Origin of the sequence: Xenorhabdus bharatensis, assembly GCF_037996705.1 — a bacterium.
In the GTDB taxonomy this organism is placed as follows: Bacteria; Pseudomonadota; Gammaproteobacteria; order Enterobacterales; family Enterobacteriaceae; genus Xenorhabdus; species Xenorhabdus bharatensis.
Genome location: NZ_JBBMXG010000021.1, coordinates 61157 through 72813, shown reverse-complemented (window position 1 = coordinate 72813; position 11657 = coordinate 61157). Strand labels below are relative to the sequence as shown.

The 11657-nt window shown below is 38.7% G+C and carries 10 protein-coding genes; 8 read left to right on the top strand and 2 right to left on the bottom strand.

Annotated features, from left to right (window positions below; all coding sequences use genetic code 11):
- Positions 1-92: 92 nt before the first annotated feature.
- Positions 93-266, bottom strand: a complete 174-nt coding sequence (locus AAC855_RS17515; RefSeq protein WP_340611303.1) for a hypothetical protein — start codon at positions 264-266, stop codon at positions 93-95.
- Between the two features lie 224 nt (positions 267-490).
- Positions 491-766 carry a PAAR domain-containing protein gene (locus AAC855_RS17510; protein ID WP_099109568.1) on the bottom strand — a complete coding sequence of 92 codons (276 nt, stop codon included), beginning with the start codon at positions 764-766 and terminating at the stop codon, positions 491-493.
- 359 nt (positions 767-1125) lie between these two features.
- Between AAC855_RS17510 and AAC855_RS17505 the strand changes: the two genes are divergently transcribed.
- From AAC855_RS17505 to AAC855_RS17470, 8 genes are all read left to right on the top strand, one after another.
- A complete protein-coding gene (locus AAC855_RS17505) occupies positions 1126-1668 on the top strand; it encodes a dihydrofolate reductase family protein (RefSeq protein ID WP_340611301.1) in 543 nt (180 codons plus the stop codon).
- 343 nt (positions 1669-2011) lie between these two features.
- Positions 2012-3187 carry a M20 metallopeptidase family protein gene (locus AAC855_RS17500; RefSeq protein WP_340611299.1) on the top strand — a complete coding sequence of 392 codons (1176 nt, stop codon included), beginning with the start codon at positions 2012-2014 and terminating at the stop codon, positions 3185-3187.
- Positions 3188-3373: 186 nt separating this feature from the next.
- A complete protein-coding gene (ada, locus tag AAC855_RS17495) occupies positions 3374-4438 on the top strand; it encodes a bifunctional DNA-binding transcriptional regulator/O6-methylguanine-DNA methyltransferase Ada (protein ID WP_340611297.1) in 1065 nt (354 codons plus the stop codon).
- A gap of 218 nt (positions 4439-4656) precedes the next feature.
- The gene (locus tag AAC855_RS17490; protein ID WP_340611295.1) at positions 4657-5553 is read left to right on the top strand and encodes an alpha/beta fold hydrolase; all 897 of its coding nucleotides are present in this window, start codon (positions 4657-4659) and stop codon (positions 5551-5553) included.
- Positions 5554-6107: 554 nt separating this feature from the next.
- Positions 6108-7544 (top strand): PTS trehalose transporter subunit IIBC, encoded by a 1437-nt coding sequence (gene treB, locus AAC855_RS17485; protein WP_340611293.1) that lies wholly within the window; start codon positions 6108-6110, stop codon positions 7542-7544.
- 27 nt (positions 7545-7571) lie between these two features.
- The gene (gene treC, locus AAC855_RS17480) at positions 7572-9236 is read left to right on the top strand and encodes an alpha,alpha-phosphotrehalase (RefSeq protein WP_340611292.1); all 1665 of its coding nucleotides are present in this window, start codon (positions 7572-7574) and stop codon (positions 9234-9236) included.
- Between the two features lie 311 nt (positions 9237-9547).
- Positions 9548-10117 carry a hypothetical protein gene (locus AAC855_RS17475; protein WP_340611291.1) on the top strand — a complete coding sequence of 190 codons (570 nt, stop codon included), beginning with the start codon at positions 9548-9550 and terminating at the stop codon, positions 10115-10117.
- Positions 10118-10179: 62 nt separating this feature from the next.
- Positions 10180-11520, top strand: a complete 1341-nt coding sequence (locus AAC855_RS17470; RefSeq protein ID WP_340611290.1) for a PI-PLC domain-containing protein — start codon at positions 10180-10182, stop codon at positions 11518-11520.
- The last annotated feature ends 137 nt before the right edge of the window (positions 11521-11657 follow it).

The following is an 11657-nucleotide window of genomic DNA, read 5'->3' as shown; positions in this document are numbered from 1 at the left end:
TTCAACTAACTTGTCCATGGCCTGTTCCTCCCCGGAGTAGTTTTAGGCTTTCACCAAAACTTTGCTCCTGAAACAGGCCTCTCGTCAATTTCTTATCCAGAATTCAGGTTAGTTACCAAACCATTCTCTGACAGAAACTTAAGGTGCTTTCTGGTATTGAGGTTTAAGCCATCAATCTTTAATGTCAGTGTATTACCCGGAGTTAGATGAAACTCAGTTCCGAGAAGCGCTTTTCCGTTATTCCGTGTAACAATAAATCTAGACATAATTTGTTATCCTTTCTATTTTGGTTAAATCCATTTTCTGCCCTATCTTATTCAATAAGAGTAATCCTATAAACAAATTAAACAACAATCCAATAAGACACCTCTTATTTTTGATCATATCTTTTATATTTTAAAAACTAATTATCAATAACATAAATTATTTATTTCATCTCTTAAATGCCATTGAAGATATTTGCAATGGCATAATTAGTTACAAACCGTCATTATTTAGCATAGGAATCAGGAATAGACTGAATCAAGCCAGCCTGACAAGGGCAACTACTCTGGCTATCCAGCGTTCCTGCCATTCTTTGCTGATAATTGATAAAACCACTGACACCGCCGATAATCCGGTATTTACCGGCAAATCTGCCACAACTGACCTCTGAACCTTCAAGAGCAGACGGTTTACCGTAAAAAGTGACGGTACTACTGCCCGTTAAAATTGCACCACCACATGTTGTCTTATCCCCGACAACTAAGAAGTATCCAATAGCCATTATTCATCCTTAAAGCGAATTAAATGTAATTGATTAATAAATATATTATCGATAAAAACCGGATGATTAAAGTAACCATTCTGCATGTTTACAAATCAATTTATTCATCCTGCTTTATTTGAAATTTGTAGTAGTTGTGACAGTGAATACATAAAAAATTATAGACAAACTCTTTATTTCAAAACTTTATGTGACCAACATCAATTTTAAACATGCTGTTCTAAAATATTACTTTAAAAAGCTAATCCATTTTCGATTCCCCTGATAGAGTTATTAATAATGTAACAAAAAAAATTATCTCAACACCAACTGGGTTTTCCAAATATTCATAAATCCTAAAAAGTAAAATGAGGAAAGATATGTCAAAGCTCATTTATTATGTTGCTGCAACAATGGATGGTTATATCGCTACAGAGAATCATGAGTTAGGCTGGCTGGAAACATTTGCTCTCAGCGATGATGCCACACCTTATGAAACCTTTTATCAGGGTATCGGAGCAGCCATTATAGGGGCCGGAACTTATGAATGGATTATGAAGAATACGGCTGGTCACTGGCCATATCCGAATATCCCTTCTTTTATTCTCTCCTCCAGAAATTTACCCGTTCCGGCAGAAATTAATGCCGTTGTCACTCATGATCCTGCCAGTGAAATTGCCGCCAAAGCTCGGGCTGCCGCTAAGGATAAAGACGTATGGATTATTGGTGGTGGAGAAACGGCAGCATTCTTTGCCGATGCCGGAGAATTACAACAACTGTTTATTACCACGGTGCCGGTCTTTTTAGGCTCAGGTATCCGAGTTTTGCCAGTCAACCATTTGATTGAGGCGGTTCCTAATAAACAGCGTCTCTTAAGCAGCGGCGCGATTGAAACTATTATGGACATCAAACCAACAGCATAGACTGAATGGTATTTTGACCCATTACGGGAAGCCGATCTTTTATAAGTTCAGGATCGGTTATGCTCTCAGCATTAAAGATCCTTTATTGCCCCCATCTGGATCAATACGATCTCTCTTACAATCAGTGATCGTGTTGATGCACTGTTGTTCCCGCTCTATATCCTAAAATGTCGTGTCTCATCCATCACATACGACAACCCCCCCTAGATCTGACGATAAGAAAAAGAAACCGAGAAAAAATATTATGGCAAGTGAGCATGTTTTTCATGATAGTTTCTATTTATTACCTTTTTTCGATACTTCTTTCATGATTCAAATAAATTCAGCGTAAAGGGGTTAGACAATGAACAAATATCATGTCAGCGACACGCTATTTTCATTAGAACAATTCAGCAAAAAGACGCGTCAGGATCTCCATAAAATTCCTGAACTATCCGGTCGTGAGTTTAAAACGGCAAAATATTGCCTTGATTTAATGAGAGGCTTTGGTTACACCATCAAAAACTATCCGGATTATACCGGTTTTACTGCCGACTTAATTATTGAGCCAGCCAAACCTCTGATTGCATTTCGTGCCGATATGGATGCACTCGCCATGCCCGATCTGACCAATAATGACCACAGCTCTGTTCATGAAGGCTGTGCGCATAACTGTGGTCATGACACTCATATGACAGTTGCCCTGACTGCCGCCAATTACCTGTCACAGCATCAGCATGAGATGAACGCCAACGTGCGCTTTATCTTCCAGATGGCAGAGGAAGATATGCGTATTCCGGGCGCAGATAAACTGGTTGAGCTGGGGTGCATGGACGGGGTCAGTGAAGTCTATGCCCTGCATAACGATGGTGCTGAGGATACAGGTACTATCGCCCTGACAAGCGGCACCCTCACCTCATGGGGGACGACATGGACTCTGGATGTCTACGGTGTTTCGGCCCACGGCTCAACACCACAAAAAGGGCTGGATGCCATTCGCGAGATGTGTCGCATTATTGATTATATGGACTATATTGTCGCGAAAAAGACAGATCCATTCAGCCCGGCGGTACTCACTTGCGGCATGATTAACGGCGGAACCATTCCCAATGCCATCGCCGACCATGCCCAGGCACAAGGAACCATTCGGACGATGGATAAGGAAACTGACCAAATCCTCAAAAATGGTATTCAGGAAATGATTGCCCGCAGCGAAGCGGGCGGTTTCAGAACCACAGTAAGCTACGCAACTTACCCGGCAGTGGAAAACCATCCTTACGCTTACCAGCGTATCATCGAAGCGGCCGGCAGATTTCTGCCATCAGAAAATATATTCGCTAACATCCGCCCAGCAACAGGTAGTGAGGATTTCAGTTACATGATTAACGCCACCAAAGATCGCACAGGTGCCATGTTTTTCCTCGGTAGCGGAAATAAAGAAAAAGGAATAGACAACTTCCCGCATTCCAATCCTTATTTTATTGACGATGACTGCCTTCTGATTGGAGCACAAATATTTATTAATCTTGTTACGCGTTAATAATATCTGTCGTCCGGTAGGGAATATCGGATGCTCTTTTATTTGATAAAAGGGAGTAGTATCTATGTGACCCTAATATATATTCTTTAAAAAATTAAAAAAGCAAGAGACAGGAGGATTTTTCTGCCATTATCCACCAATCTATTAATATTAAGGTGCTCATCAGCCAACCATGATAGGTGATATATGAGTAAAAAAAATTTATGGAAAACTAATGACAAACGTTGGCAAGCCATTGTTGAACGAGATAAGAATGCTGATAATTATTTTGTATATGCAGTGCGTACTACAGGAATATATTGTTTACCTTCCAGTACTGCCCGCCTGCCAAAACGGGAAAATGTGATCTTTTTTGACAATGAAAGTGATGCTAAACAGCATGGTTATCGTCCAAGTAAGCGTTTACCAGGAAATCAGCCTGAACAGGAAGCAAGTAACCTTGCTAAAATAGCGCAAGCCTGCCGTTACATAGAACAAAATGAAGGGCATCTTACCCTAGAAAATATCGCTAATCACATAGGAATGAGTCCATTTTACTTTCATCGATTATTCAAGGCAAAAATAGGTCTGACGCCAAAAGCCTATGCTGATGCTTACCGTAGTCAGCGTTTGAGGGATAATTTAGAACAAAACCATAGTGTTACTGAAGCTATTTTAGATGCAGGTTTCAATTCCAGCAGCAGGTTCTATGAAATTTCATCCGATTTATTAGGTATGACACCGAAAATTTGGCGCGCCGGTGGAAAGGGGGTGCAAATTTACTTTGCTTTGGGTATTTGTTCATTAGGTCATATTTTAGTTGCACAAAGTAAAAAGGGTATTTGTGCTATTTTACTGGGAAATGATCCCAATAAACTTTTACAGGAGGTGCAAGACAAATTCCCCCAGGCAGAATTTATTGGCGGAGATCCCCAGTTTGAGCAAATTATCGCGCAAGTTGTCGGGTTTATTGAGACTCCGGAAGTTGAGCTAAAACTACCATTGGATATTCGCGGTACGGCTTTTCAGCAACGAGTTTGGCTGGCTTTACGAGAAATTCCGGTAGGAACCACTATCAGTTACGCTGAAATTGCCAAACGTATTGGTTCACCAAAAGCCATACGTGCTGTAGCTAATGCATGTGCCGCCAATATGCTGGCAGTTGCGATTCCATGTCATAGGGTAGTCAGAAATGATGGAAGTTTATCTGGATATCGTTGGGGAATTGAGCGCAAGCGAGAATTATTAATGAGAGAGGCCAAAAAACAATGAGTACAAATATTGATATTACAAATCGACTGATGAATATAAACATTTCAATGATCCTGTACCTAATCTAGTTTCTGAATTACGTAACATCTTACACTCTAAAATATAATTCACTCAAAAACATGACTATTATTTTTACATTCAATGTATCCATCTATCGTAAAAATGTAAAAAATTCGACAAATAGAATTGGATGTTTTCGTAACAAACTCGGAGATAATATGACAAACACAATATGTTTTCAGCATGCCCCAGGCACATTCCATAATATTAGAGGAAAAAGACTTTGGATTGAAGAAGCAGGCAGTGGAGAACCTCTCATTCTTCTATCAGGACTTGGGCCTGCCGGTTCACATGTAATATTTCATCCTCACTTTGATATACTACATACTGAATTTCGTGTTATATACTTAGATCTTTTCGGAAGAGGAAAATCTGATCAACCAGAATCTCTTTCCGAAATAACTTTTGAAGAGGATATACTTGATGTTGCATGTGTAATTAACAAATTATGTCCAGATGGAGCACATGTTTTTGGTTTCTCATATGGTGGTTTAATAAGTTTAAAACTTGCTTTGGATTATCCAGAATTAATAAAATCCTTGTTATTATGTAATAGCTTGCATAGCCCTTACATGTGGCAGAAGAATCACGAAAACATAAATAAAATCATTGAAAACCAATTACCAGACGTATGGAGTGAAATATCCCAACTTCGTCGAAATGGATATGCTTCAACTTCACCAGAAATGCAATCTCTCTTTGCAAGAGGTGCTACATTAGTCCGATTCTTCGACCCTAAGAATTCCGAAAAAATAGCGACGGAGCCTGGAGCTAGAAATATTGAATTATATCCAATCTTTTGTGGGGAAGATGTAGATTTTAATATTGGTGGTCAAATTTTAATGATTCCTGATTTTCGCCCTAGATTGAAAGAAATATCCATGCCTACACGAGTAATAGCTGGTCGATTCGATAGAGCTCTCTATCCATTATTACAGCTTGATTTTTCTCATGAGAACATTTCATTACAATTTCTGGAACATAGTGGTTCATTTTCATTTATTGAAGAAAATGAAGAGGTAATGAATATTATAAGAACTCATTGTTTATCATAAAATATTTGTTCTGGAATTATGGGATTTCCATATCAATGGTGGTGGCATAACCACGTTTACCAATGATGAAAAAATTATTTACCTAGGATGTAACACTAAAGAGTGCGAACCTTTTTTTATAATACCTTATGATAGGATGGATCCATAAACAATACCGAAATAAATAACCAACAGCCCGTTTAACTTATATGCTTTCCAGTGAAACGGGTTTTCATACCAGCAAAATCAAGAAGATTAAGTTTCATTTGATAATTAATAAAAAATACATATAACAATAATAAAACCTATAAATCAAATACATTAATTTCCGAGTAAATTAAAGTTACTGAAACAATAAATTAAAGTAATATGAAAATTATTATATTTTCAATTTAGTAGAATAAAATGTGATCCAAAACTCAAACAACGTATATTTTCATATTCAAAATTCTGAAATCTGACTAGGATGGGCTAGTTATTACTTCACTCTATGAATTATCTCATCATAAAAGTAATCATTCTATTAGTACCAATTTCCGTTATTCACTACTCCTGCCATAGAAAGGAGAAAAGGCATGAAGAAAAAATCAATAAATCAAAAGGATGTTGATAATCTTATTAGATTAGTCGGAGGGCAGGAGAATATTGCCTCCGTAACCCACTGTATCACCAGACTCAGATTTGTTCTTAATACCCCGGAAAACGCTGATGCTAAGGCCATTGAAGAGTTACCCATGGTGAAAGGCTGTTTCACTAACGCCGGGCAATTTCAGGTCGTCATAGGAACAAATGTCGATATTTATTATAAAGCCCTGCTTGCCGCAACCGGAAAGCAGTCAGCAAACAAAGAAGAAGTTAAGCAGGCTGCACGACAAAATATGAAATGGTATGAAAATGCAATTTCACATTTTGCTGAGATCTTCTTTCCATTATTGCCCGCCCTTATCAGCGGCGGTCTGATATTAGGTCTGCGAAACCTGATCGGGGGCATCCCATTTAGTGACGGAAAACCGCTCTCCGATATCTACCCAATCTGGCAAACCATTTATGATTTCCTCTGGCTTATCGGCGAAGCCATATTTTTCTATCTCCCTGTCGGGATCTGCTGGTCTGCCGTTAAAAAAATGGGTGGAACCCCCATTCTGGGGATTATTCTGGGGATCACGTTAGTCTCCCCACAATTAATGAATGCCTACCAACTTGGGCAACAAATCCCGGAAGTCTGGAATTTCGGTTGGTTTACCATCTCCAAAGTCGGTTATCAGGCACAGGTTATCCCTTCTCTGATGGCAGGATTAGCATTAGGCTGGATTGAAATACGTCTGAAGAAACTGGTGCCGGATTACCTTTATCTGGTGGTTGTTCCGGTTGTTTCCCTGCTGCTGGCTGTTTTCCTTGCTCATGCGATTATCGGCCCGATCGGGCGTTCAATCGGTGATGGTGTAGCCTGGTGTGTCAAGGGCTTGATGACCGGAAGTTTTGCTCCAATCGGTGCTGCCTTATTTGGCTTCTTCTATGCTCCGCTGGTGATTACCGGTGTACATCAGACGACGCTGGCGATTGACCTGCAAATGATCCAAAGCACGGGCGGAACGCCTATCTGGCCGATTATTGCTCTGTCTAATATTGCTCAGGGTTCCGCAGTTATCGGCATTATCTGGGCCAGTAAAAAACAAAATGAGCGGGAGCTTTCCGTTCCTGCGGCAATTTCAGCCTACCTCGGTGTGACTGAACCGGCCATGTATGGTATTAACCTGAAATACCGTTACCCGATGTTCTGCGCAATGATTGGAACGAGTCTGGCGGGTTTGTTATGTGGGCTAAACCACGTGACTTCCAATGGGATCGGAGTGGGAGGTATACCGGGTATTCTGTCCATCAAACCTCAATTCTGGATGATTTACCTTCTCGCTATGCTGATTGTGATTATTGTACCAATGGTACTGACTGTGCTGCTGTATCGCAGGAACGAACGCAAAGAAAAATTGATCAAGAGTGAAGCTGCGGGTTAATAGGATATAGTTTTATAAGGTATTGTTATGACTGAACAACAACCGTGGTGGTTAGACAGCGCTATCTACCAGATTTATCCAAAGAGTTTTCAGGATAGTACAGGAAATGGTACTGGTGATATTAACGGGATCACTCAACGTCTGGATTATTTACAGCACCTCGGAGTAGGTGCTATCTGGATCACCCCGATTTATCCATCTCCACAGGTGGATAATGGTTATGATGTTGCCGATTACTGCGCAATTAATCCTGAATATGGCACGATGGAAGATTTTGATAATTTGGTGGAGAATGCCCATCGCCGTGGTATTCGCATCATTTTAGATATGGTTTTCAACCATACTTCAACGGAACATCCGTGGTTTAAAGCCGCGCAGGACGCGAATAATCCTTACCGTCAGTTCTACATCTGGAAAGAGGGCGGTGGGCAGGATAATCCCCCCAATAACTGGAAATCAAAATTTGGTGGTAACGCATGGCAATGGCACGCAGCAAGCCAGCAATATTACCTCCACTTATTCGCCGTCGAACAGGCTGATCTGAACTGGGAACATGAACCCGTTCGCGCTGAGCTGAAAAAAGTCTGTGAATTCTGGGCTGACCGGGGTGTTGATGGGCTGAGGCTGGATGTCATTAATCTTGTCTCAAAACAGCAGGATTACCCTGATGATGATCGTGGTGATGGACGCCGTTTTTATACCGATGGCCCACGTATACACGAGTTTTTGCAGGAAATGAGCCGTGATGTTTTCCAGCCTAAAGCGTTAATGACCGTCGGTGAAATGTCTTCCACGAGCCTTGAACACTGTGTCCGTTATAGTGCGTTGAGTGGGAATGCACTTTCCATGACTTTCAATTTTCATCACCTGAAAGTTGATTACCCGAATGGGGAAAAATGGACACATACGAAACCTGATTATATTGAACTGAAAAAGATCTTCTCAGTCTGGCAGCAAGGGATGCATCAGAAGGCATGGAATGCTCTTTTCTGGTGTAATCACGATCAGCCCCGTATTGTGTCCCGATTCGGGGATGAAAACCAGCACCATAAAGCATCCGCCAAAATGTTAGCTATGGTGCTGCACGGAATGCAGGGAACACCTTATATCTATCAAGGTGAAGAGCTTGGTATGACCAATCCTCACTTTAAACGCATTGAAGAATATCGGGATATTGAAAGCCTGAATATGTATCAGGAACGCATTGAACAAGGTATGTCTCCAGAAGAAATACTGACAATTCTGGCGCAAAAATCCCGTGATAATAGCCGGACACCAATGCAGTGGGATAACTCTGACAATGCTGGGTTTACCTCTGGTTCTCCATGGATAGCGACCAGCGATAATTATCGTGAAATCAATGCAGAATCCGTATTACAGGACAACGATTCTGTATTCTACTGCTATAAGGATTTAATTCAGTTAAGAAAAACACAGCCCATACTGACTTATGGTGATTATTTGGATCTTTTGCCTGACCACCCTTCTCTGTGGTGCTATCTGCGCCGTTGGCAGGATCAGACTTTATTGGTTATTGCCAATCTGAGTGATGAGACACAGCGTTGGTCACCAGAGCCTGAACTGACACAAAAAGAGTGGCAGGTATTAATCAATAATTATCCATCCCCTGTAACTGTAGAAAAAGAAATTAAGATTAAACCTTATGAATCTGTTTATTTAATTTCAACATAACAATATTATTTATGTGTTTTTATAATTCATAATATATTGTTTATATGCTACTTAAAATATCACACCTCACTTTTATTCAGTGAGGTGTGATATAGAAAGAAAATAAAATTAATAAATAATTTATCATAGCCCACCAGTAAAAATAAAAGTTGAAATCAAACTTTACCTTTATTAATTCCTGCTATAATTAAAAATAAAATTATCCATTTAAAAATCACAGTGTTGTTGACTGAGGTTTCTTGTCATTGTGTTATCCCTATTCCCGAAGGGATGATTTTAAAATCAGCACACAAAACAAAGAGGAAATAAACATGAAATCATTTAAAATAAAAATTATATATGCCCTGACTTTGATTTTATTATTGTTTTCTAACTTTTCTTTAGCTCAAAACAATACAGCACAATCTTTGCCTAAGTCAGAAAATAAAAAACACACTAGTGAACCATCTGTATTTTCTGCATATTATGACATATACATGTTAAATGCCAGTCAGACTGCTGTAGTGAAAATTAAACGTGATCAATATGGATGTATGTACGGTGCCGGGCCAGAAGAGGAGTTTACTTTATCTCCTAATGAGGAGAAATACTTCAATTTAGAAGATGATGATAATATATTTCATAATTGCAATGCATCAGCTAAATGGGTGACATGGAATATTGAATATGATTCACCAAACGGTGAGAAAAAATATTGTAATGTGAAATTGCTAACAGACTATATCGATATGGAAGATGGATGGAGAACTTATTTTCATCCAACACCAGGGACAAACTGCCAGATTCCCGTTAATTTTATTTGTGATGATAACAAGTCAAATTGTTATAATGGGTATGTCAGTCATGATTCGTCTGTAAATACGTTGGTGATAACCAAATAATTTATTATAAAAATAATTAAGAGAGAAAGGGAAATTCATCAGACTATATTCAGGGGTATGTCATGGAAAACCACACAACATTATCCATTATAAATGGAACCAATACAGATTTAAAACTCATAAAATCAGAACAATATCAAATGACTGTCTGGCATTTCCCTGAAATAATTAGTGCAAATAAAGGGATCGAAATATATATACAAAGAAAAAATTGGTTTTTTGACGATACTACACTTGATAGGGGGGTTGTCGAGTACCATTTACTTGACTCAAATGAAAGCAGTTTTCAAATTATTGCAAGTTGCCATCGTGATTCAGACCAGTTTTTACTCAGTGCTCATTTTAAGCATTTAATAATGGATGAAAATTTATCAGGTTCCGAATTAATTTTAGGATGGAATCCTGATACTACAGTTACATTCATCATTACAGGTACAGAAAATAAATACACTGGAACCGGAATGAACACATCAAGTTGGATGTGTGATAATAGAGAGATTTTGGGAAAACTTTCACTAAAAAACCTCTCTATTCCCGGTTCTCATGATGCAGGTATGAGTATATATACATCAGGAACGGCATTTGCAACCGACTGCAATACCCTGACTCAAACCCACGATATACTGGGGCAATTAAACTTAGGTATACGATACTTTGATATCAGGCCAGTTATCAGTGGTGGTCACTTTTTGACAGGGCACTATTCTCATCTAGTGGTTACGTGGCAGGGTGCAAATGGTGAATCCATTCAATCTATTGTTGATGCTATAAATCAATTCAATAAAGCACATAATGAATTAATCATTATACAACTTTCTCATTCTCTCAATACAGATCTTGGTAATAATAGTTATCGTGAATTCACAAAAGAAGAATGGGATAGATTATTTATTGCGTTAGATAATATAGATTATCTCTATTGCACTGATGAAGATCTTAGTCTGATAACATTCAACCAGTTCACCAATAATGGTACACATCCAGCAGTTCTATTCATAGTAAAAGGCGCTCATGCAAATCTAGGAACCCGCTATAAAAATGGTTTTTTTTACTTGAATGATCTTAATATATACGATAAATATTCAAATACAGAAGATTTTGATAAAATGTCTGAAGATCAAATTCATAAAATGGAAAACTATTCTGATAAAACTTATTTTTTACTCTCCTGGACACTCACTCAGAATGCTCTTACAGCATCAACCTGCAAGATATCCACCAGAATATATCACATTAATAGTATCAAAGAATTAGGAACCTATGCGAATCAATATTTACCCATCAAACTCTATGACAAACTGTCTTCTGACATTTACCCTAATATTATCCATGTTGATAATGTGAAAGATACCAATATCGCTGCATTGACAGTAGCAACTAATTATAAGGTACATTCAAATTAGTTAATTAATCGACCAACCCTGACTAGACCATATGTAACCATGGCTCTGAATAGCTTGTACATTTTTATTATTTACTAACACCTGAATAAATAAAATGACATCAATCATAAAATACACTCAAATAAGTCAATTCTATC

Coding starts and splice junctions, on each gene's coding strand:
- AAC855_RS17515 (WP_340611303.1), bottom strand. CDS start 266: ATGTCTAGATTTATTGTTACACGGAATAACGGAAAAGCGCTTCTCGGA.
- AAC855_RS17510 (WP_099109568.1), bottom strand. CDS start 766: ATGGCTATTGGATACTTCTTAGTTGTCGGGGATAAGACAACATGTGGT.
- AAC855_RS17505 (WP_340611301.1), top strand. CDS start 1,126: ATGTCAAAGCTCATTTATTATGTTGCTGCAACAATGGATGGTTATATC.
- AAC855_RS17500 (WP_340611299.1), top strand. CDS start 2,012: ATGAACAAATATCATGTCAGCGACACGCTATTTTCATTAGAACAATTC.
- ada (WP_340611297.1), top strand. CDS start 3,374: ATGAGTAAAAAAAATTTATGGAAAACTAATGACAAACGTTGGCAAGCC.
- AAC855_RS17490 (WP_340611295.1), top strand. CDS start 4,657: ATGACAAACACAATATGTTTTCAGCATGCCCCAGGCACATTCCATAAT.
- treB (WP_340611293.1), top strand. CDS start 6,108: ATGAAGAAAAAATCAATAAATCAAAAGGATGTTGATAATCTTATTAGA.
- treC (WP_340611292.1), top strand. CDS start 7,572: ATGACTGAACAACAACCGTGGTGGTTAGACAGCGCTATCTACCAGATT.
- AAC855_RS17475 (WP_340611291.1), top strand. CDS start 9,548: ATGAAATCATTTAAAATAAAAATTATATATGCCCTGACTTTGATTTTA.
- AAC855_RS17470 (WP_340611290.1), top strand. CDS start 10,180: ATGGAAAACCACACAACATTATCCATTATAAATGGAACCAATACAGAT.